This is a genomic window from Micromonospora sp. CNZ299 (assembly GCF_002754415.1).
Genome location: NZ_PEFG01000001.1, coordinates 2,776,500 through 2,797,469 on the forward strand (window position 1 = coordinate 2,776,500; position 20,970 = coordinate 2,797,469).

General features: G+C 72.5%; 22 protein-coding genes and 1 pseudogene. 16 read left to right on the forward strand and 7 right to left on the reverse strand.

Annotation, left to right across the window (positions count from 1 at the left end):
* Positions 1 to 60 precede the first annotated feature (60 nt).
* The gene (locus tag CLT68_RS13235) at positions 61 to 1,140 is read left to right on the forward strand and encodes an amidohydrolase family protein (RefSeq protein WP_099851192.1); all 1,080 of its coding nucleotides are present in this window, start codon (positions 61 to 63) and stop codon (positions 1,138 to 1,140) included.
* A gap of 144 nt (positions 1,141 to 1,284) precedes the next feature.
* Here CLT68_RS13235 and CLT68_RS13240 read toward each other — a convergent pair whose 3' ends face one another.
* The gene (locus CLT68_RS13240; protein WP_099851194.1) at positions 1,285 to 1,887 is read right to left on the reverse strand and encodes a TetR/AcrR family transcriptional regulator; all 603 of its coding nucleotides are present in this window, start codon (positions 1,885 to 1,887) and stop codon (positions 1,285 to 1,287) included.
* 242 nt (positions 1,888 to 2,129) lie between these two features.
* On the opposite strand from CLT68_RS13240, the gene proS reads away from it, so the two are divergent.
* From proS to CLT68_RS13300, 12 genes are all read left to right on the forward strand, one after another.
* Complete coding sequence (proS, locus tag CLT68_RS13245; protein WP_099851196.1) at positions 2,130 to 3,536, forward strand: proline--tRNA ligase; 1,407 nt, start codon at positions 2,130 to 2,132, stop codon at positions 3,534 to 3,536.
* 83 nt (positions 3,537 to 3,619) lie between these two features.
* Positions 3,620 to 4,267, forward strand: a complete 648-nt coding sequence (locus CLT68_RS13250; protein ID WP_099857114.1) for a ribonuclease FAU-1 family protein — start codon at positions 3,620 to 3,622, stop codon at positions 4,265 to 4,267.
* Between the two features lie 229 nt (positions 4,268 to 4,496).
* Positions 4,497 to 5,015, forward strand: coding sequence for a 30S ribosomal protein S16 (gene rpsP / locus CLT68_RS13255; protein WP_099851197.1), 519 nt, complete (start codon positions 4,497 to 4,499; stop codon positions 5,013 to 5,015).
* Positions 4,990 to 5,250: an RNA-binding protein gene (locus tag CLT68_RS13260; RefSeq protein WP_172862164.1), complete on the forward strand. Its 261-nt coding sequence runs from the start codon at positions 4,990 to 4,992 to the stop codon at positions 5,248 to 5,250. Before rpsP ends, CLT68_RS13260 begins: the two co-directional genes overlap by 26 nt.
* Entirely contained in the window at positions 5,250 to 5,864 is a 615-nt protein-coding gene (rimM, locus tag CLT68_RS13265; protein ID WP_099851199.1) for a ribosome maturation factor RimM, read from the forward strand. Before CLT68_RS13260 ends, rimM begins: the two co-directional genes overlap by 1 nt.
* A 12-nt stretch (positions 5,865 to 5,876) precedes the next feature.
* The gene (trmD, locus tag CLT68_RS13270; protein ID WP_099851201.1) at positions 5,877 to 6,650 is read left to right on the forward strand and encodes a tRNA (guanosine(37)-N1)-methyltransferase TrmD; all 774 of its coding nucleotides are present in this window, start codon (positions 5,877 to 5,879) and stop codon (positions 6,648 to 6,650) included.
* Between the two features lie 142 nt (positions 6,651 to 6,792).
* Positions 6,793 to 7,149: a 50S ribosomal protein L19 gene (gene rplS / locus CLT68_RS13275; protein WP_088946622.1), complete on the forward strand. Its 357-nt coding sequence runs from the start codon at positions 6,793 to 6,795 to the stop codon at positions 7,147 to 7,149.
* Positions 7,150 to 7,330: 181 nt separating this feature from the next.
* Positions 7,331 to 8,200: a signal peptidase I gene (lepB, locus tag CLT68_RS13280; RefSeq protein WP_099851203.1), complete on the forward strand. Its 870-nt coding sequence runs from the start codon at positions 7,331 to 7,333 to the stop codon at positions 8,198 to 8,200.
* Positions 8,201 to 8,210: 10 nt separating this feature from the next.
* Positions 8,211 to 8,846, forward strand: a complete 636-nt coding sequence (gene lepB, locus CLT68_RS13285) for a signal peptidase I (RefSeq protein WP_088946624.1) — start codon at positions 8,211 to 8,213, stop codon at positions 8,844 to 8,846.
* Positions 8,847 to 8,900: 54 nt separating this feature from the next.
* Entirely contained in the window at positions 8,901 to 9,434 is a 534-nt protein-coding gene (locus CLT68_RS13290; RefSeq protein ID WP_486482429.1) for an NUDIX hydrolase, read from the forward strand.
* The gene (locus CLT68_RS13295; protein WP_099851207.1) at positions 9,428 to 10,240 is read left to right on the forward strand and encodes a ribonuclease HII; all 813 of its coding nucleotides are present in this window, start codon (positions 9,428 to 9,430) and stop codon (positions 10,238 to 10,240) included. The genes CLT68_RS13290 and CLT68_RS13295 overlap by 7 nt, the downstream gene beginning before the upstream one ends.
* On the forward strand, positions 10,237 to 10,560 hold the full coding sequence (locus CLT68_RS13300) for a DUF2469 domain-containing protein (protein ID WP_007075222.1): 324 nt from the start codon (positions 10,237 to 10,239) through the stop codon (positions 10,558 to 10,560). The genes CLT68_RS13295 and CLT68_RS13300 overlap by 4 nt, the downstream gene beginning before the upstream one ends.
* An 81-nt stretch (positions 10,561 to 10,641) precedes the next feature.
* On the opposite strand, the gene CLT68_RS13305 is transcribed toward CLT68_RS13300, so the two are convergent.
* Positions 10,642 to 11,769 carry a sulfite oxidase gene (locus CLT68_RS13305; RefSeq protein ID WP_099851208.1) on the reverse strand — a complete coding sequence of 376 codons (1,128 nt, stop codon included), beginning with the start codon at positions 11,767 to 11,769 and terminating at the stop codon, positions 10,642 to 10,644.
* Between the two features lie 255 nt (positions 11,770 to 12,024).
* On the opposite strand from CLT68_RS13305, the pseudogene CLT68_RS13310 reads away from it, so the two are divergent.
* Positions 12,025 to 12,606: pseudogene (locus CLT68_RS13310) on the forward strand (murein hydrolase activator EnvC family protein); the annotation flags it as partial.
* A 49-nt stretch (positions 12,607 to 12,655) separates the two neighbouring features.
* On the opposite strand, the gene CLT68_RS13315 reads toward CLT68_RS13310, so the two are convergent.
* The 5 genes from CLT68_RS13315 to CLT68_RS13335 form a co-directional block, all read right to left on the reverse strand.
* Entirely contained in the window at positions 12,656 to 13,837 is a 1,182-nt protein-coding gene (locus tag CLT68_RS13315) for an aminotransferase class V-fold PLP-dependent enzyme (RefSeq protein ID WP_099851212.1), read from the reverse strand.
* A gap of 43 nt (positions 13,838 to 13,880) precedes the next feature.
* The gene (locus CLT68_RS13320) at positions 13,881 to 14,939 is read right to left on the reverse strand and encodes a tyrosine-type recombinase/integrase (RefSeq protein WP_099851214.1); all 1,059 of its coding nucleotides are present in this window, start codon (positions 14,937 to 14,939) and stop codon (positions 13,881 to 13,883) included.
* 294 nt (positions 14,940 to 15,233) lie between these two features.
* Positions 15,234 to 16,442, reverse strand: coding sequence for a DNA-processing protein DprA (locus tag CLT68_RS13325; RefSeq protein WP_099851216.1), 1,209 nt, complete (start codon positions 16,440 to 16,442; stop codon positions 15,234 to 15,236).
* Positions 16,439 to 17,959, reverse strand: a complete 1,521-nt coding sequence (locus CLT68_RS13330) for a YifB family Mg chelatase-like AAA ATPase (protein ID WP_099851217.1) — start codon at positions 17,957 to 17,959, stop codon at positions 16,439 to 16,441. The genes CLT68_RS13325 and CLT68_RS13330 overlap by 4 nt, the downstream gene beginning before the upstream one ends.
* 32 nt (positions 17,960 to 17,991) lie before the next feature.
* Positions 17,992 to 18,351 (reverse strand): YraN family protein, encoded by a 360-nt coding sequence (locus tag CLT68_RS13335; protein WP_099851219.1) that lies wholly within the window; start codon positions 18,349 to 18,351, stop codon positions 17,992 to 17,994.
* A gap of 196 nt (positions 18,352 to 18,547) precedes the next feature.
* Between CLT68_RS13335 and CLT68_RS13340 the strand changes: the two genes are divergently transcribed.
* Positions 18,548 to 19,618, forward strand: coding sequence for a hypothetical protein (locus tag CLT68_RS13340; RefSeq protein ID WP_486482159.1), 1,071 nt, complete (start codon positions 18,548 to 18,550; stop codon positions 19,616 to 19,618).
* A gap of 389 nt (positions 19,619 to 20,007) precedes the next feature.
* A complete protein-coding gene (gene rpsB / locus CLT68_RS13345) occupies positions 20,008 to 20,922 on the forward strand; it encodes a 30S ribosomal protein S2 (RefSeq protein ID WP_088946655.1) in 915 nt (304 codons plus the stop codon).
* Positions 20,923 to 20,970: the final 48 nt, after the last annotated feature.

A 20,970-nucleotide genomic window follows, 5' to 3' on the forward strand; every position in this document is an offset into this window, starting at 1 on the left:
GTGCCGGTCGAGGGTGACCTGCTCGCCCCCGACCGGGCGTGATCGGGTAGGACTGTGCGCATGGCTCTTCACGTGCGCGGTGTGCTGCTCCCCGACGACGAGGTCCGGGATCTCTGGCTGGTCGGAGACCGGGTGACCTTCACTCCGGTGCCCGGTGCGGAGACGGTCGTCGACGGCGGCTTCGTCCTGCCGGGGTTGGTCGACGCGCACTGCCACATCGGCATCGCCCGAGGCGGCGCCCCGATCACCTCGCTCGACCAGGCCCGCGAGTTGGCCCACATCGACCGGGACGCCGGCGTGCTGGCGATCCGCGACGCCGGGTCGCCGTACCCGTACCCCGAACTCGACGACGAGCCGGATCTGCCGCGACTGGCCCGCGCCGGCCGGCACGTCGCGCCGCCGAAGCGCTACCTGCGGGACATCGGCGTGGAGGTCGACGCCACCGAGGTGGCCGCGGCGGTGGCCGCCCAGGCGCGGGCCGGCAACGGCTGGGTCAAGCTGGTCGGCGACTGGATCGACCGGGGTGTGGGTGACCTCGCGCCGGCCTGGGACGCGGACACCCTCACCGCAGCCGTCCAGGCCGCCCACGCCGCCGGGGTACGCGCCGCGGTGCACACCTTCTCCGAGTCGGCGGTCGAGATCATGGTGCGGGCCGGGGTGGACTCGGTGGAGCACGGCACCGGGCTCAGCCTCGACCTGATCGACGAGATGGCCCGGCGGGGCACTGCACTGATCCCCACAATGATCAACATCGCCACCTTCGGCGGCATCGCAGAACAGGCGAGGGGCAAGTTCCCCGGGTACGCGGAGCACATGCTCGCGCTGCGCGACGGTTTCCCCGAGGTGGTGCGTGCCGCGTACGAGGCGGGGGTGCCGATCTACGTGGGCACCGACGCCGGAGGCGGCATCGACCACGGCCTCGCCGCCGAGGAGATGCTTCTGCTGCACGAGCAGGCCGGCATGGCGCCCATCGACGTACTCGCCGCCGCCTCCTGGGGCGCCCGACAGTGGCTGGGCTTCCCCGGCCTGGTCGAGGGTGGCCTCGCCGACCTGACCGTCTACCCCGAAGACCCCCGCCGCGACCTGCGCGTCGTCCGCGCCCCCTCCCGCACGATCCTGCGCGGCCAGGTAGTGCGCTGACCCCGCGCCGTGCCCCGGCGCGCCGTGCCCCGGCCAGGGGAGGCAGCAACATCGGGGATGTTGCTGCCTCCCGCGCGCCGGAGGCAGCAACATCCGGGAAGTTGCGGGCGCGGCGCCGCTCGGCGGTCAGTGCGGCGGGCGGGGTCAGCGGGCTGGGCGGATGGCGGCGCTGAAGAGATGTACGGCCAGGTCGGCGAGGGCCGTGGCGGTCTGGTCGATCGGCGCGCGGGGGAGCACGATGTGGCTCACCACCAACCGGACGATCGTGTCGGCGGCGAAGGCCAACGCGGCCTGGTCCGCTCCGGGAAGGTGATCGCCGGCCCACTCGATGAGCGCCCCGGACGCCTCGGTGAGCACCACCTCGGCCCGCGTGGTGAGGTACGGAAGCAGCTCGTCCGAACCACCTCGGGCGCTGGTCAGGATGGCCTTGACCAGCGGGTTGTCGGCTGCCGTGGCGAGGGTGTGCGCGATCGCGGCGTACGCGCCGGTCCGTACGTCGGTCCCGTGCGCGAGCAGGGCGGCACGGACGTCGCCGACGAAGCGGTCCACCTCGCGGCGGGCGAGTGCCTCGGCCAGCCCGGCCTTGTTGCCGAACTCGTTGTAGACGGTCTGCCGGCTCACTCCCGCCGTGGTGGCCACGCCGCCCATCCGGACCGCGTCCCAGCCGGCGGCGATGGTCTGCGCGCGGGCGGCATCCACGATCGTGTCGCGCAGCCGCTGACGCGGCGAGTCCGTCGTTGCAGTCATGATGGTCGAATTCTAGGGGCCGCGCGGCCCGCCCGCCCAGAGCGCATGGCCCGCCCGCCCGACGTGCGCCACCGGTCGGCCAGCGAACGCCGTCGAGCCGCCCACCGGCCGCCGTCGAGTTGTCCAGCGCCGTCACCACCGACGCCGCGAGCGTGCGCAACAGCCACCAGAAGAGGGCTGCGACACGGCGCTGCGGCTCCCGGGCGCGGTGTCGCCCCGCGTGACGCATAGGATGTGCGGTCATGGCACGCGTGCTCACTCCCCGTGCGGAGGATTTCCCCCGCTGGTACCAAGACCTGATCGCCAAGGCAAAGCTGGCCGACAACGGCCCGGTTCGCGGCACCATGGTCATCCGACCGGCCGGCTACGCCATCTGGGAGCGTATGCAGGCCGAGATGGACGCCCGGATCAAGGCGGCGGGTGCGGAGAACGCGTACTTCCCGCTCTTCATCCCGGAGAGCTACCTCAAGCGTGAGGCCCAGCACGTCGAGGGCTTCTCGCCGGAGCTCGCCGTGGTCACCCACGGTGGCGGCAAGCCGCTCGCCGAGCCGGTGGTGGTGCGCCCCACCAGCGAGACGGTGATCGGCGAGTTCATGGCCAAGTGGATCGACTCGTACCGGGACCTGCCGCTGCTGCTCAACCAGTGGGCGAACGTGGTCCGGTGGGAGCTGCGCCCGCGCATCTTCCTGCGTACCAGCGAGTTCCTCTGGCAGGAGGGGCACACCGCGCACGCCACCCGCGAGGACGCCCGGGCGTACGCGCGGAAGATCCTGCACGAGGCGTACGAGGACCTGATGGTCAACGTCATCGGCATTCCGGTGGTGGTGGGCCTGAAGACGACGCGCGAGCGGTTCGCCGGGGCGACGGCCACGTACACCTGCGAAGGCATGATGGGTGACGGCAAGGCGCTGCAGTTGGGCACCAGCCACGAGCTGGGCCAGAACTTCGCCAAGGCGTTCGACATCAGCTACTCGTCCAAGGAGGGCGGCCGGGAGCACGCCTGGACCACCTCCTGGGGCACGTCCACCCGGATGCTGGGTGGCCTGATCATGGCGCACGGCGACGACAACGGTCTGCGCGTGCCGCCGAGGCTGGCCCCGATCCAGGCGTACGTCATGATCGTCAAGGACGGCGAGGGCGTCGCCGAGGCGGCGGCCAAGCTGCGCGACGGCCTGCGTGACGCCGGTGTCCGGGTCGCGCTCGACGACCGGACCGACACCGCCTTCGGCCGCCGGGCCGTCGACGCCGAGCTGCGTGGCTATCCGGTACGCGTCGAGGTCGGCCCCCGGGACCTGGCCGTCGGCAACGCGACGGTGGTGCGCCGCACCGACGGCTCGAAGTCCCCGACGCCGGTGGCCGACGTGGTCGCCGCTGTGCTGGCCGCGTTGGAGACGGACCAGCAGGTGCTGCACGACCAGGCGTTGGCCAACCGCGAGTCGCGCACGGTGGAGGTCGCCACGCTGGCCGAGGCGATCGAGGCCGCCGCGAACGGCTGGGCACGGGTGCCGTGGTCGGCGGTCGGCGTGGCCGGCGAGGCCGAGGCGAACGGTCAGGGCGTCACGGTGCGCTGCCTGCTGCGCGCCGACGGCTCGGTACCGGACTCCGAGGACGAGCCCGACCTGATCGCCATCCTCGCCCGCGCCTACTGAGGTGTAGGGACGCCTGGGCCGGCGCGCGTGGGCATCCTTCTCCACGCCGGCGGCAGAGGAAGAACAACCCGAAGGTGGGTGCGGTGCGCTTCGAGCCGGGTCGGCTGATCATGCATCGGAACGTGCGGCACGGTCGGATCGGGTGGGTCCGGCCGGGCCGCGTGGTCAGCGACGACGACCGGGGTCTGCTGGTGTGGATCGCCCGGGACTCCCCGGTGGCCCACGAGGTGACCGAGGCCGGGCTGGGGATGCGGGCGATGCCGTTCGCCCAGTGGATCTCGTCGTCGTACCGCTTGGCGCACGGGCGCTGGAACGGGCCGCCGCTGCTGAAGTTCCTGCCCACCGGGGCGGCGCACTCCGTCTGGTGGTTCCGCGACGCGCAGGGCCGGTTCGCCAACTGGTACGTCAACCTGGAGGAGTCCGGTGTCCGCTGGGACGACGGTCCGGTGGCCGGCGTCGACGTGGTGGACCAGGACCTGGACGTGGTGGTCCGACCGGACCTCAGCTGGGACTGGAAGGACGAGGACGAGTTCGTCGAGCGGCTCGCCTTCGGCGACGACTACTGGGTGACCGACGAGAAGGCGGTCCGCGCCGAGGGGGAGCGGGTGATCGCGCTCGCCGAGGCCGGCGAGTTCCCGTTCGACGGCACCTGGTGCGACTTCACACCCCCGCCAGACTGGGACGTACCGGATGAACTTCCACCTGGATGGGACCGTCCGCCAGTGCGCTGAGAGGTGTCCCGCGTCACCGGTGACGCGGCGTCCGGGTCCGATGCGTGCGATCGGCATCGGATCTGGCAGAATGGGTCGCTGGTATCCGGCGCGCGTCCGGCGCCCTCTAACCCGGGCACGTCGCTAGTCCACCGAGTAGTCTCCGGCCCAACCCCACGGGTCCGGTCGGCGCTCACCCATGCACACCGCCCGCACGGGCCGGTGAGATCGCAACAGGAGCGAAACAACTGTGGCCGTAAAGATCCGGCTCCTGCGGATGGGCAAGATCCGCAACCCGCAGTACCGCATCGTCATCGCCGACTCGCGCACCAAGCGTGACGGTCGGGCGATTGAGTTCGTCGGGATTTACCAGCCGAAGGAAGACCCTTCGATCATCGAGGTCAAGTCGGAGCGGGTCCAGTACTGGCTGTCCGTCGGCGCTCAGCCGAGCGAGGCGGTGCAGCGGCTGCTGGAGCTGACCGGTGACTGGCAGAAGTACAAGGGCCTGCCGGCCCCGCCGCCGCTCCTGGTCGCCCCCGAGCGGGCCGACCGCAAGGCTGTGTACGAGGCTGAGTCGAAGGCCGCCGCCGGGCTCGCCCCGGAGACGCCGGCCAAGCCGGCCAAGAAGGCCGCCAAGACCGCTGAGGCTCCGGCCGAGGCGCCCAAGGCTGAGGCTCCGAAGACCGAGGCTCCGGCTGAGGCTGCGAAGACCGAGGCTCCGAAGGCTGAGGCTCCGGCCGCCGCTGCCGACGCCGGTGAGCAGGCCTGACATGCCTCTGCGTCCGGCGTTGGAGCACCTGGTCAAGGGCATCGTCGACCACCCGGACGACGTCCGGGTGCGGATGGTCGATTCCCGTCGGGGCAAGCGGCTCGAAGTCCGCGTGCACCCCGAGGACCTCGGCACGGTGATCGGGCGGTCCGGCCGGACCGCCAAGGCGCTGCGCCAGGTGATCGGCTCCATCGGCGGGCGCGGGGTACGCGTCGACATCGTCGACTCGTACTGATGCAGCTCGTCGTTGGCAGGATCGGCAAGCCGCACGGCGTCCGCGGTGAAGTCACCGTGGAAGTGCGGACCGACGAGCCCGAAGCACGGTTCGCCCCCGGCACAGTGCTGCGCACTGAGCCGGGGGCGATGCCCCCGACCACAGCCCCGCACAGCACCGTGCTGCGCACTGAGCCGGGGGCGACAACCCCGTCGCCCGAAGCGGCGGATGAGCCCGGCGTTCCGTTCCGGGTTCCGGCGGAGCTGACCATCGAGGAAGCCCGCTTCCACCAGGGCCGGGTGCTGATCGCGTTCGCTGGAATCCCGGACCGCAACACCGCAGAGGCGCTGCGCGGCACCCTGCTCGTGGTGGACAGCGCCGATGTGACCCCGCCGGACGACCCGGAGGAGTTCCACGACCACCAGCTCGTCGGGCTGGCCGTGGTCACCCCGACCGGTGAGCGGCTGGGCGAGGTGGCCCGGATCGACCACGCGCCCTCCTCGGACCTGCTGGTGCTGCGACGCCCCGAGGGGCGTACCGCGTTGATCCCGTTCGTCCGGGCGATCGTCCCGGAGGTCGACCTGGCCGGTGGACGTGTGATCGTCGACCCGCCAGCCGGACTGCTCGATCTCTAGGATCACCTCGCTATGCGCGTCGACGTCGTGTCGATCTTTCCGGAATACTTCGCCCCGCTCGACCTGTCGCTGATCGGGCGGGCGCGGGCCAACGGCGTACTCCAGCTTGCCGTGCACGACCTGCGGACCTGGACCCACGACGTGCACCGGACCGTCGACGACACTCCCTACGGCGGCGGGCCGGGGATGGTGATGCGTCCGGAGCCGTGGGGTGAGGCGCTGGACGCGCTCGCGCCGGCCGAGGCCCCGCCACCCCGGTTGCTGGTGCCGTCGCCGGCCGGTGCCCCGTTCACCCAGGCCATGGCTCACGAGCTGGCCGCCGAGTCGCATCTGCTCTTCGCCTGTGGCCGGTACGAGGGCATCGACCAACGCGTTCTGGCGCACGCCGCCACCCGGATGCCGGTCACCGAGGTCTCGCTCGGTGACTACGTCCTCTTCGGTGGCGAGGTCGCGGTGCTGGTGATCCTGGAGGCGGTCACCCGGCTGCTGCCGGGGGTGCTGGGCAACGCGGGCTCGCTGGACGAGGAGTCGCACGCGCACGGGCTGCTGGAGGCGCCGATCTACACCAAGCCGCCGAGCTGGCGCGGGCACGACGTGCCCGAGGTGCTCCGCTCCGGTGACCACGGCAGGATCGCCCGTTGGCGGCGTGAAGAGGGTCTGCTGCGCACCGCCGCCCGCCGCCCCGACCTGCTCGCCGCGCTGCCCGCCGATCGGCTCGACAAACGGGACATCGCGGCCCTGGACCAGGCCGGATTTCAGCTGCCGGCGGGGGATGTGGCAAAGTAGGGGGGTTGCCGCATCCGTCCGCGCCCGCGGGCGGCTGCGAGGATCCCCGACCGGGGTCGGCCCGCCGACATCACCCGGGGATCAGAATCACCCACCCGCGCACCGAGTGACGGTGCGCCGTGAGCCTTACGAGGACGCAGCGATGAACATCCTGGACGCCCTTGACGCCCAGTCGAAGCGGACCGACCTTCCCGACTTCCGGGCCGGTGACACCGTCAAGGTGCACGCCCGCGTCGTCGAGGGCAACCGGTCCCGTGTCCAGATCTTCCAGGGCGTCGTGATCCGCCGCCAGGGTGACGGTCTGCGCGAGACCTTCTCGGTCCGCAAGGTCAGCTTCGGCGTCGGCGTCGAGCGGACCTACCCGATCAACGGCCCGGGCATCGACCGGATCGAGATCGTGACCCGCGGTGCCGTGCGCCGCGCCAAGCTCTACTACCTGCGCGAGCTGCGCGGCAAGAAGGCCAAGATCAAGGAGAAGCGGGAGAAGCAGCCCAGCTGACTTCCCGCTCACCACGCCGCCTGAGCTGTGCGTATGCCGTACCGACCAGACCGCACTACCCTGGTCGTACGGGCGCAGCGAGGCGGCGGCCCCGCCCACGTGGCGGGCAGCCGTCCACTGCCGCCCGTGGAGCCTCGTCGAGGCTCCCGGGCGGTAGTGCTTCTGTGGACCGGGGAGTGGCGTGGTGCAGACGCTTGACGAGGACGGCGCCGTCGATCCGTGGCGTCGGCGAGCTCGCCGTACCCGCCGCCAGATGCCCCTCTGGCAGGAGCTCCCGCTGCTGCTGGTGGTCGCGTTCTGCCTCGCGGTGCTGATCCGCACCTTCCTGCTCCAGGCGTTCTTCATCCCGTCCAGCTCGATGGAGGACACGCTCCTCATCGGGGACCGGGTGCTGGTCAACAAGGTCGTCTACGACGTACGCGACCCGCAACGCGGCGAGGTGGTGGTCTTCCGGGGCACCGACCGCTGGGCGCCGCAGGTCGACGAGCAGCCGGCGCCCGGCGTCGCCGGCAAGCTCACCCGCACCGTCGGTGACCTGGTCGGGGTGAGTCGTCCCGGCGAGAAGGACTTCATCAAGCGCGTGATCGGTCTCCCCGGCGACCGGGTCAAGTGCTGCGACAGCCAGGGCCGGGTGACCGTCAACGGCACGCCGCTCAACGAGCCGTACGTGCTGCGGGACTCCCCGCTGGACCTGCCGCCCAACCCGGCGGAGTGCCGCTCCCGGCGCTTCGACGAGGTCGTCGTACCGCCCGGTCAGATCTTCGTGATGGGTGACCACCGCGAGGTCTCGCAGGATGCGCGCTGCCAGGGCCCGGTGCCTATCGACAACGTGGTCGGCCGGGCCTTCATCGTGGTTTGGCCCTCGTCGCGGTGGACTTCGCTGTCGGTGCCGTCGACCTTCGACGACGTGTCCGCGCCAGCGACGGCGTCCCCCGGCGCACCCCCGGTGCAACCGACCCCGCAGGGCGGTGTGCTGCTGATACTCCCGTTGGCAGCCGCACTGCGTGGTTCCCGCGCGTTCCGGTCGGTGGCGTCCAGTTCGGCAACGTAGGCTCCTTGGCGTGATTGACGAGCAGACCGACAAGCCGCGCAGCTCCTTCTGGAAGGAGCTGCCGATCCTGCTGGGTGTGGCGATCCTGGTCGCGGTGCTGGTCCGCGCCTTCGTGCTGCAGACCTTCTTCATCCCCTCCCCGTCCATGGAGAACACTCTCAAGATCGACGATCGGGTGCTGGTCAACAAGCTGGTCTACGACTTCCGATCGCCGCACCGCGGCGAGGTGATCGTGTTCAAGGCTCCGACCGCCTGGAGCGGCAACCCCGACGGTGAGGACTTCATCAAGCGGGTGATCGGCGTCCCCGGTGACCACGTGGTCTGCTGCGACCCGGAGGAACGGCTGATGATCAACGGCAAGTCGTTGGACGAGCCGTACATCTTCTCGATGGACGGCATCCGCGACAAGCCCGCCGATCAGGAGTTCGACATCACCGTGCCGAAGGGCCGGCTGTGGGTGATGGGCGACCACCGCTCGGCTTCCGGCGACTCCCTGGAGCACTGGCAGCAGTCCGGGCAGAACATCACCGAGGCCACGATCCCCGAGGACGACGTCGTCGGTCGGGCGTTCACCGTCTTCTGGCCGGTGAGTCGGGCCACCTGGCTGACCGTGCCAGATCAGTTCGACGGCATTCCCAAGCCGTAGGCCGCCCGGGGCGTGGGCGATCCGCCGCCGGTCTGGCAGGCTGGGGCGGTGACCGTGAGCGCGAGGAGTGAGCCTGCGAGCCCCGCAGCCGCGAGCAGTCCCGACCGTGCCTACACCCCTCGACGCGCCGCCCGCGTGCTGCTCGTCGACGCGGCCGGCCGGGTCCTGCTGTTCGAGGGCTTCGACCCGGCCCGACCAGGGCACCGCTACTGGTTCACCCCGGGCGGTGGCCTCGACCCGGCGGAGTCCCCGGCAGCCGGCGCGGCACGGGAGCTGGCCGAGGAGACCGGGCTGCGGCTCGACCCGGCCGAGTTGGGCGAGCCGGTCTGGTGCGACACGACCGAGTTCACGTTCGACGGCACCTGGTACCGCCAGGAACAGGACTTCTTCCTTTTCCGGGTGCAGTCCTGGCAGGTGGACACCACGGGCTTCAACGACATCGAGCAGCGCAGCATCGCCGATCACCGCTGGTGGCTTCCCGCCGAGTTGGCGGCCAGCGGTGAGCGGTTCTATCCCCCCGAGCTGCCCGTCCTGCTGACCCGGCTGGGGCAGTCGACCGGCGCGGGTCAGGGCGAGGCGTCGTGCTGACCCCGCCGCGCACCGTCGTGCGCCGCGAGGCCGGCCTGTACGCCCTGGAGCGAGCGCTCCAGCGGCGCGGCTTCCGGCACGTCGCCGGCGCGGACGAGGCGGGCCGGGGCGCGTGTGCCGGTCCGCTGGTCGCCGCCGCGGCGGTGCTGCCCGAGGGGCGGCGTGGCGAGATCGAAGGGCTGGCCGACTCGAAGCTGCTCACCGCGGCGAGCCGGGAACGGGTGTACGCGGAGGTGGTGGACCGGGCACTGGCGTACGCCGTGGTGGTCATCCCCGCGGACGAGGTCGACGCCCGGGGGCTGCACGTGTGCAACCTGGCGGCGATGCGTCGGGCGCTCGCCTCCCTCACCACCCGCCCGGAGTACGTGCTGACCGACGGCTTCGGCGTGGACGGCCTGGGCGTGCCCGGCCTGGCGGTGTGGAAGGGTGACCGGGTCGCGGCGTGTGTGGCGGCGGCCAGCGTGCTCGCCAAGGTCACCCGGGACCGGATCATGGTGGAGCTGGACGGGGTGTTCCCGGCGTATGGCTTCGCCGAGCACAAGGGTTACATCACCCCGGAGCACTCCGCTGCGCTGCGGGAGCACGGGCCGTGCCGGGAGCACCGGTTCTCGTACGTCAATGTCGCCGCGGTCTCCGGCCGCGACGGCCGGCCGCCGCGGGCCCGACGGCCCGGCGGCCACGCGCTGGAAGAGCCGATGGAGCGCTCCTGGGCGTCAGGGGGTACCGTCGGCGTGGCGTTGGGCGAGCAGCCTCGGCCTCCGGCGCCGGTGGGGGAAGATGTGGCCATGGAAGGCGGAGTGCGATGAGCGCGGAAGATCTCGAGAAGTACGAGACCGAGATGGAGCTGCAGCTCTACCGGGAGTACCGCGACATTGTCCGCCAATTCTCGTACGTGGTGGAGACGGAACGTCGGTTCTACCTGGCTAACCAGGTCGACCTGCATGTGCGCAACTCCGACGGCGAGGTCTACTTCGAGGTCGAGATGCACGACGCCTGGGTGTGGGACATGTACCGTCCTGCCCGCTTCGTGAAGAACGTCCGGGTGATGACCTTCAAGGACGTCAACGTCGAAGAGCTGGAGAAGCCCGACATCTCGCTGCCCGCCGACTCCGGCTTCGGCGGCTGACCGCACCCACGCCGGTCGGCCGCACCACGGGCCCCCACCCGCGGTGTGACCCCCGCTGCCGATCACTCGGCCGGCACCTCTTCACTCGGCCGGCACCACGACCTCGACCCGCTGCACCAGGTTGTTGGCGAAGCCGCCACGGTTCCACGGCTGCTCGACCGGCTGGGTGCGACCCGACGCGTCGGTCGCCCGGGCACCGAGCACGTGCCGGCCCGGCGTGGCGGACCACTCGTAGCGCCACCGCCGCCAGGCGAAGTCGCCGCCGTCCGCCGGGTCCAGCTCGGCCTGCGCCCAGCTCTGCCCACCGTCGGTGGTGACCTCCACGGAGACCACCGGCGCGTGCCCCGACCAGGCCCGACCGTCCACCGTGCACGGCCCGGGCCGCAGCACCCGGCGGCGGGACATGAAATCGGGAAAGCCAGGCGGGCGGACCAACGCGCGGGGTTCGATCCGGGTGACCGGAACGCCCGGGTCGTCGGCGTCGGTGCGCACCCGGTACGCGACGGCGTTCTGGTAGCCCTCAAACGGCTCGGTGCGGATCTCGACCGACTGGAGCCACTTCACGTGCGCCATGCCGTACCAGCCGGGCACGATCAGCCGAAGCGGGGCGCCGTGCTGCGGCAGCAGGGGAGCGCCGTTCATCTCGTACGCCAGCAGCACCTCCTCGCGCAGCGCGTCGGCGACCGGAAGGGCCCGCTGGTAGTCCTGCTCGACCCCACGCTCGACGCCGTGGTCGGCGCCGGTGAAGACCACGTCCACCGCGTCCGGCCCGAGGCCCGCCTCCCGCAGCAGCGGAGCGAGGGGGGTGCCGGTCCACTCGGCGTTGCCGACCGCCTCGACCAGCCAGGGCTGGCTGACCGGCCGGGGGTGCAGCAGGGCTCGCCCGTTGCCGGCGCACTCCAGGGTCACCTGCTGGGTGACCCGTGGCCGCTCACGCAGGTCGGCGAGGGTGACCGTCAGCGGGCGGTCCACCGCGCCGCCGATGGTCAGCGTGTGCGCCGCCGGGTCGACGTCCGGGATGTCGTAGTGGATCAGCAGGTAGTGCAGCCCGGCCGGGGTGACGTCGTAGCGCAGCGCCTCCAACGGGATGCCGTGGTTGCGGGCGGCGAGCTGCAACTCCTCGGCGCTGATCGCCTCGTCCGGCTCCGCGAGCCGGGACGGGCCGCTCACGTCGGCCACCGTCGGCGTCCGGTCATCGACAGTGGTCATGCCTGGGCCTCCCCGGTCCACACGGCGGCACCCGCCGTACGCGGACCAGCCTAGGCCCTCCCTGGCAGCACGAACATGGCCCGGGGGACGGTGGGGTGAGGTCAGCGGGGGAGGAGAGGGACGTCGGCAGCGACCGGCATCGCCCGGCATAGCAGATCATCGAGGCCATGGGTGGTCGTCCACAGGCCCGTTCGTTGTCCACAGCTTCGTCGGCCGGGCTGGCGGACGACCCGGCCTGGGTCGGAGGCTTCCGGCATGCGACCGCCATCCGTCCGTTCGATCCGCCGTGCGCTGCTGCTCTGCGCCGCGATCCCGCTTGCGCTGACCGTGCAGCTCGGCGGGCTGGCGGTGCTGGTCGCGGCGGTGCCCGGCCAACCACCGACGCCGGCCGTGCCGGTCGCGGCGGCCCTGCCGTCCGCCCCGCAGCCCGCCGGGCGGTTCCGCTGGCCGGTCACCGGGGCGCCTCGTCCGGTACGCCGATTCGACCCGCCGCCCCGGCCGTGGCTGGCCGGTCACCGGGGCGTCGACCTGGCCGCGCCGGCCGGAACGGTGATCCGCAGCGCCGGTCCGGGCACCGTGCTCTTCGCCGGTCTGGTGGCCGGGCGACCGGTGATCACCGTGGGGCACGCCGACGGGCTGCGAACCACCCACGAGCCGGTCCGACCGGCCGTACGTCCCGGCCAGCAGGTCGCCGCCGGCACGCCGCTGGGCGAGCTGCTGCCCGGACACCCGGGTTGCCCGGCCGCGGCGTGCCTGCACTGGGGCCTGCGCCGTGGCACGGATTACCTGGACCCGCTGGCACTGCTCGGCCTCGGCCCGGTGCGACTGCTGCCGGTCCATGAGGCCAGCCCTCCGCTGCCGGTCCATGGGGCTGGCCTCGGCGAGGTCAGCGCTGGGCGAGCAGGGCCGGCAGCCGCACGGCCAGCCGCTCGTACTCGTCGGCGGTGTTGTAGACCTGACCGGTGAGGCGCAACCACCCCCGGCCGTTCCAGCTCATCACCGCCACCTCGGCGGCGAGCCGTTCTCCGATCCGCGCCTGCAACGCCCGCGCCGCGTCGATGGTGGCGGCCAGGCCGGCCGGCAACGGAATGAGGCGCAGAGACACCCCCGGCCCGCCGGGGTCGGGCAGTTGGGCGGGAGGCACCCCCAGCGCGTCCGCGACCACCCGCTGGCCGTACGCGGCGAGCGCGGCGTTGTGCGCCCGCACCCGGTCGACGCCGAGACTGCGCAGCGTGAACAGACCCGCCGGAGCGGCCAGCCAGGACGTGTAGTCGAGGGTCGCCTGCCACTCGACCCGGGCCGGGAAACCAGACTCCTGCTCCCAGGACACCACCAGCGGCTCGATCCGGTCCCGCCACTGCGGTGCCACCGCCAGCAGGGCGGTCCCGCGCGGGGCGTACGCCCACTTGTGCAGGTTGCCCACCCAGAAGTCCGCGCCGATGCTGGCCACCGTCGTGGACAGCATCCCCGGGGCGTGTGCGGCGTCGACCAGGACCGGTACGCCGTGTTCGCGGGCCACCCCGACGATCGCGGCGGTCGGGAAGAGCTTGGCCGTGGCAGAGGTGAGCTGGTCGACGACGAGCACCCGGGTCCGCCCGGGGCGCAGGCCCGCGCGGATGATCTGCACGAGCTGCTCGTCGCTCGCGGCCAGCGGGATCGGCAGCACCCGGCTGACCGCTCCGGTGCGACGGCACTCGCGCTGGATGGCCAGGCTCACCGCCCCGTACCCGTGGTCGGTGCTGAGCACCTCGTCGCCGGGTTGCAGACCCAGCGACTGGAGCACGACGGCGACGCCGGTCGTGGTGTTGCCCACCAGGGCGCTGCCGTCGGGGTCGGCACCCAGGAACCCGGCGAGGTGCCGGCGGGTGTGCGCGATCCGGTCGACCAGGCCCTGGGTGAAGAAGCGCAGCGGGTTGGCCTCCATCTCGTCACGCAGCCGCTGCTGGGCCCGCTGCACCCCGATCGGGACCGCGCCGAACGAGCCGTGGTTGAGGTGGCTGACCGCCGGGTCCAGGGAGAAGAGCAGGCGGGCGCCCGGAATGGGTTCAGGGGGCTGCGGGACGCTCACGTGATGATCGTAACCGCCGGGGCCCCCGCCCTCCGGCCCTTGATCAGGCGCGCGGGTGGGCCTGACGGTAGGCGGCACGCAGCCGCTCCACAGACACGTGCGTGTAGATCTGCGTGCTGGCCAACGACGCGTGGCCGAGCAGCTCCTGCACGGCCCGCAGGTCCGCGCCGCCCTCCAGGAGGTGGGTGGCCGCCGAGTGGCGCAGACCGTGCGGGCTCGTCCGGGGCAGGCCGGCGGCCTCGGCGTACGCACCGACGATCTGACGGGCCGTCGTCGGGTTGAGTCGGCCACCCCTGGCACCCAACAGCAGCGCGTCCCCGGAACGCGCGCCCACCAACGCCGGTCGGCCCCGGCGCAGCCATTCATCCAACGCCCGCTGTGCGGGCACCCCGTACGGCACCGCGCGCTCCCGTCCGCCCTTGCCGAACACGCGGATCACCCGTCGGCCGTGGTCGACGTCCCCGACGTCCAACCCGCACGCCTCGCTGACCCGTACGCCGGTGGCGTAGAGCAGCTCCAGCAGCACCCGGTCGCGCAGCGGCACGGCCTCGGTCTCGGCCGTCTGCGCCGCGCCCGGTGTCGGCCCGGGAGATGGGTCGGTGGGAGCTGGGCTCACGGACGGCGCCGGCCGCACCGGCGGGTTGGTGGGAGCTGAACCCGCGGGCGGTGCCTGCCGTGCCGGTGCCTCGACCAGGGCGGCGGCCTGGTCGGCGCGTAGGACGCTGGGCAGCTCGCGGTGCGCACTCGGACTGGCCAGCGCGGCACCGACGTCGGCGGAGAGCAGCCCGGCCCGGTGCGCCCAGGCGCTGAACGCCCGTGCCGATGCGGCCCGGCGGGCCAGCGAGGTGCGGGCCGCGCCGGTGGTGCGTTGCTTCGCCAGCCAGCTGCGCAGCACCGACAGGTCCAGCTCGGCCAGGTCGACGCAGCCCATCCGGACGGCGTGGTCGAGCAGCGAGACGAGATCGGTGACGTACGCGCGGACGGTGTGCGCCGACCGGTTACGCACCCGGGACAGGTGCTCGGCGAAGTCGTCGACGGCGTCACGCAGCTCGGGCGGTAGTGCCTGGTGCATGGCCCGGGTGCCCCGGTCCGGCCGGCTCATCGTGGCCGCGTCGGCTTGCGGACCGGTCCATCGGCCCCGGCACCTTTACTGGCAGCTGGCACGGCACCAGCCTACGGCCGAGCGACGAGGGTCACCGGCCCCACGGTGCCGGTGTTCGTCGGGCCTCGACTATCGCCTGTTGGACCTCCTGATCAGCACCACCACCAGGCCGGCAATGAGCACGGCGGACGTGAAGAGACAGCACAGCACCGTGATGTGCCACGGCTTGACAGCACCCATGACCGGGCACCGTACCGGTAGGAGCGACATCTCAGTGCCCCCGCGCTGACGCCCTCAGGCCGACCCGGACGTCGCCGCCGTCGTGCGCTTCGGTCGGGAGCGCGGGATGAGGGCGTAACCGCCGTCGCGACGAACCACCATGGACAACTCCTCCAGAAGAGACAACTTGCGCAACGCGGTCCGCACGTCGACACCCGCGCGGGCGGCGAGGCGGTCCACGCCCATCGCGCCTCGCCGCGGCAGCGCCTCCAGCAGCGACCGCGCGTCGTCGTCGAGCGCGTCGGCGGGCCGTTGCGGGCCGCGCGTCAACGGAGCCAGGTCCGCGCCGATCCGGCCCACCTCCTCAAGGACATGCGCCAACCCGGTGACCAGCCGAGCCTTGGGGAACTCGCGGAGGAACTCGTGCGCGCCGACGGACATCGCCGAGGTCACCGGCCCAGGCACCACCATCGCCACCCGGTTGGTGTGGATGGCTCGCCGCGCGGTCTGCGTCGCGCCACTGCGTGCCGACGCCTCCACCAGGACGGTGCCCCGGGTGCCTGCGGCGATCACCCGGTTGCGGATCAGAAACCGGGGCCGCAGGGGTTCGGCGCCGGGCGGCCACTCGCTGACCAGCAACCCGGTGTCGGCGATCCGGTCGAAGAGTGCGGCGTTGCCCATCGGGTACGGCCGGTCCAGCCCACAGGCGAGCACCGCGACGGTCAGGCCGCCGGCGTTGAGGGCACCCCGGTGGGCGGCGGCGTCGATGCCGAACGCGCCACCGGACACGACCGTCCAGTCCCGCTCGGCGAGCCCGTAACCCAACTCGGTCGCGACGTGCTGCCCGTAGCCGGTGGCCGCCCGCGCCCCGACCACGGCCACCGAACGATCCAGGGCCTCGCCCAACGGCCAACTTCCGCGTACCCAGAAGCAGAGCGGCGGGGCGGTCTCCACGTCCACCCGGCGGGTGACATCCGGCAGGCGCAGGTTGGCCAGGACCGCGACCTGGGCTGGCCACTCCTCGTCGTCCGGCGTGACCAGGCGTGCTCCGAGCCGGTCCGCGCGCTCCAGCGCCTCGGCCGCCACCGCCCGGGCGTCGCCGGCCGCCGTCCGGGCGGCCACCGTGCTGTGCAGCCAACCGTCCGGGCTGCCGCCGTCGAGCAGCAGGTCCAGGGTCGCCACCGGGCCGTGCCGTTCGACCAGTCGGTGCACCGCGCGGGTGCCCGGCTCGGCCAGCCAGGTCAGGGCGACCCGGGCCAGCCGCTGTTCGTCGTCGGCGCTCATGTCGCTTCTCCCGTCCGGAGTTGGATCGCTTCCCGCACGTCGTCCAGGTCCGGCCGATCCCGGCCGTCCAGATCAGCGATGGTCCAGGCCATCCGAATGACCCGGTCGAAGCCGCGCGCCGACAGCGAGCCGGAGTCGAGCCGGCCCCGCAGTTCGGCGGTGACCCGGGCGGGCAGCCGCCACGGCGGTCGGCGCAGGTGTGGGCCGTCCACCTCGGCGTTCACCCGCCGGCCGAGACCGGCCCAGCGGGTGGCCGCCGCCTGCCGGGCCGTTGCCACCCGGGCGGCGACCGTCGCCGACGGCTCGGTGTCGCCCTCGGGCGCCAGCAACTCCGCCGCCCGCACTGGCATCAGCCGAACCTGCACGTCGATGCGGTCGAGCAACGGCCCGGAGAGCCTGCCCAGGTAGCGGCGACGGACCAGCGCTGTGCACTCGCAGTGCGCGTCGCCGGACGGCTTCGCACACGGGCACGGATTGGCGGCAAGCACCAGTTGGGTCCGGGCCGGGTACACGGTGCCGCCCCCGCTGCGACTCAGCTGGATGCGACCGTTTTCCAGTGGTTGGCGCAGGGCCTCCAACGCGCCCTTGCTGAACTCGGGGGCCTCGTCCAGGAACAGCACCCCGCGGTGTGCCAACGACACCGCGCCAGGCCGGGCCAGTCCCGAGCCTCCACCGACCAGCGACGGCACGGTCGCGGTGTGGTGCGGCGCCTGGAACGGCGGGCGACGCAGCAACCGGCCGCCCGGCGGCAGCAGCCCGGCAATCGAGTGCAGCGCCGTGACCTCCAGCGCCGCGTCGTCGTCCAGCTCGGGCAGGATCGACGGCAGCCGTTCGGCCAGCATCGTCTTGCCGGCACCCGGAGGGCCGAGCAGGGCCACGTGGTGCCCGCCGGCGGCGGCGACCTCCAACGCGCGTCGGCCCAGCTGCTGCCCGGCGACATCGGCGAGATCCGGTCCGTCGTCCAGCGGTGCCGGGACGGCCGTCGGAGGCTCGATCAGCGGAGTGCCGTCGCGAACGAAGGCGACCAGCCGGTGCAGGTTGTCCACCGCTCGCACCCGTACCCCCGGGATGACCGCGGCCTCGGCGGCGTTGCCGACCGGCACGATCACCCGCCCGACGCCGGCCTGGGCCGCGGCGGCGACCATCGGGAGCACGCCGCGCACCGGTCGGACCGTCCCGTCGAGCCCCAACTCGCCGAGGACCACGACCCCCTCCAGGGGGAGCAGCGGCAGTTCACCGGAGCCGCCGAGTAGCGCCGCGGCGATGGCGAGATCGAAGGCCGAGCCGAACTTCGGCAGCGTGGCGGGCAGCAGGTTGAGGGTGATCCGCCGGTTGGGCCACCGCTGGCCGGAGTTGACCACGGCGGCGCGGACGCGGTCGCGGGCCTCGTGCAGGGCGGTGTCAGGTAACCCGGAGATCACCACCGCCGGCAGGCCGGCGGACAGGTCGGCCTCCACCTCGACCAGGTGACCGGTCACCCCGACCAGGCCCACAGAGAGCACCTTGGCGTAGCTCATGGCGCCGTCACCGATCCTTGAGAGCGCGCATGTCAGAACGCGCCCTTGAGGTGGTCGACCTGAGCCGGGCCGGCGTCGGGCAGCCGTACCGACAGCACGTCGAAACGCACCTCCTCGGCGGTCGTGCCGGTCTCGGTCAGCCAACGGGCGGCGAGCCCTCGCAGCCGGCGGGCCTTGGCCGGAACGACTGCCTCGGCCGGGGTGCCGAAGTTGTCGCCCCGGCGGGTCTTCACCTCGCAGAAGGCGAGCACCGGCCCGTCCCAGGCGATGATGTCGATCTCCCCGGCCGCGCAGCGCCAGTTTCGGGCGATCGGGCGCAGCCCTGCCTCGGTCAGGTGCCGGGCGGCACACCGCTCGCCGTACGCGCCGACCGCCTGGTTCCGATTCGTCATGGCCGGCACGGTGCCCGCCAGAGGGCGCGTTTCGCGACCCCGGTGACGGCCCAGGTGTGGACGACGGGCGTCCTGTGGACAACCGGACGATCATGCCCGGATGTGCTACGACGACATCCTGGACAGGTTGTGCCTGCGGTGTCGCTGAGCTGGGGCCGGATGGCGCGCGGGCTGCCGGTCGCATACGGTGCCTGACGTGGACGGACGACGGAGCTTTCCGGAAGATCAGGAGTCGCGCTGGTACCCCGATGAGCGGGGTCGCGGTTACGGCGAGTCGGAGTGGCGCGGCACTGGCGAATCGCGGTACCGGGACACTGAGGTTCCCGAGCAGCGCGGCCCCGACGAGAGCCGCTCCGTCGAGGACACCGGCGTCGGCCGCCGCCGGGAGCCGGACTCCGGTCGCTTCGGAGCCGTCGATGCGAGCGGCCGTTTCGGTACGCCTGAGTCGGACTCGGGTCGGCTGAGCGCGGTGGACGCGGGCCGTTTCGGCGCCCCCGAACCGGACTCGGGCCGCTTCGGTGCCGTGGAGGCCCAGCCCGGTCGGTTCGGCGCGGGTGAGCCCGACTCGGGACGCTTCGGTGCGGTTGACCCGTTGAGCGATGCACGATCGGAAGCGGACGGTTACCGGGCGACGCGCTCGCGGAGGGCTGACCGGGACCCATCGGAGGTCTCCGGTGAGCTGCCCGGTCGACGGGCCGCCCGTGAGTCGACCGGGCTTGGTTCACCGCTGACCACCGGCCTGCCGGAGGCCACCCGGGACGCCCTGCCGGCGTCCGACACGTCCGCTGCCGTGCTCGCCGACCAGGTGCGTCCCGCCCCGCTGGCTGGCTACCCGATCATCGAGCCGAGCCGGGGCGGTGACACGCCACACCCGCTGGAGATGCCGACCGGCCCGATGCCGGGGATCGGTCCCCGCCCGGACCTGCCCGCGACGGAGCCGTCGACGTACCCCCCGGTGGCTGACGGCGTCTACCGGACCCGCCGGCCGGTGCTGGCCGTACTCTTCGCTCTGCTGGTGTTGATCTTCGAAGTCCCCGCGCTGCGGGTGCTGCTGGCGGGCGTGACCGGCGACCCGGTGGACGCCGGGAACGTGGTGGCGGGTATCGCCCTGGTCGCCGGGCTGCCGATCTTCGCGACCGGGCTCTACGGACTCCGGACCGGCGGTCTGGCGCTCTCCGACGGTGGTCGGGGGTGGCTCCGCCCGCCCACGGCCTACCTGACGGTCGGGCTGGTGCTCTTCCTCGCGGCCGCGCTCGCTGTCGGCTGACCCGTCGCGCCGCCCGCTGTCCGTGGCGCTGCCTGCCGCGTCTTGATCGACTCGGCTTTCAGGAAGTCGCGGTGTCCGGGTGGGCGCGAAGCCGCGGTTTCCAGGAAACCGAGTCGATCATCGCCGAACGCGCCGCCCGGCCGTGCGCCCGCCGCGCATCCCGCGCACTTCGCACCCCGGGGCGGCTGAACGGGCGAGGGGCGTACACTGGCCAACTGGCGACCGCCTCGTGCGGTCGACCTCGCGCGCCCTCTTCACGAATCGTCGTGGAGCGACGGCCTCCCTGGTCCCGATCTTGATCGGGTCCACCATGGGTCGGCGACCAGGCGCCAGGACGCCCGGCCACCGGCCGGGCGTGACAACCAGGGATCTTGAGGAGTACCCCAACCATGGCCGTCGTGACCATGCGCCAGCTGCTGGAGAGCGGTGTCCACTTCGGGCACCAGACCCGGCGCTGGAACCCGAAGATGAAGCGCTTCATCATGACCGAGCGCAACGGCATCTACATCATCGACCTGCGCCAGACCCTCGAGTACATCGAGAAGGCGTACGAGTTCGTGCGTGGGACCGTCGCCGAGGGTGGCAGCATCCTGTTCGTCGGCACCAAGAAGCAGGCCCAGGAGGCGATTGCCGAGCAGGCGACCCGGGTCGGCCAGCCGTACGTCAACCACCGCTGGCTCGGTGGCATGCTGACCAACTTCCAGACGGTGTACAAGCGGCTCCAGCGGATGAAGGAGCTGGAGGGTCTGGGTGACCTCAGCGGCACCGCCGCCGGTTACACCAAGAAGGAGACCCTGCAGCTCTCCCGCGAGAAGATCAAGCTGACCCGCACCCTCGGTGGTCTGCGGGACATGCAGAAGCTTCCCGCCGCGGTCTGGATCGTCGACACCAAGAAGGAGCACATCGCCGTCGACGAGGCCCGCAAGCTGGGCATCCCGGTGATCGCGGTGCTGGACACCAACTGTGACCCGGACGAGGTCGACTTCCCGATCCCGGGCAACGACGACGCGATCCGCTCGGCGGAGCTGCTGACCAAGGTCGTCGCCGCCGCCGTCGCGGATGGTCTGATCGCACGTTCCGGCCGTCGCCGGGGCAACGACGAGAAGCCCGAGGGTGTCGCGAGCGACGAGCCGCTGACCGAGTGGGAGCGCGAGCTGCTGGAGCCGAAGAAGGCCGACGAGTCGGCCGCCCCGGCCGCCCCGGCCGAGCAGCCCGCCGCTGCCGCCGCCGAGCAGCCCGCCGCCACCCCGGAGCAGCCGGCGCAGGCCGCCACCGAGCAGCCGGCGGCCGCCACCGCGGAGTGATCGCACCGTCGCTGCCCGCCGTCCGTTTTCGCGAACGGCGGGCAGCGA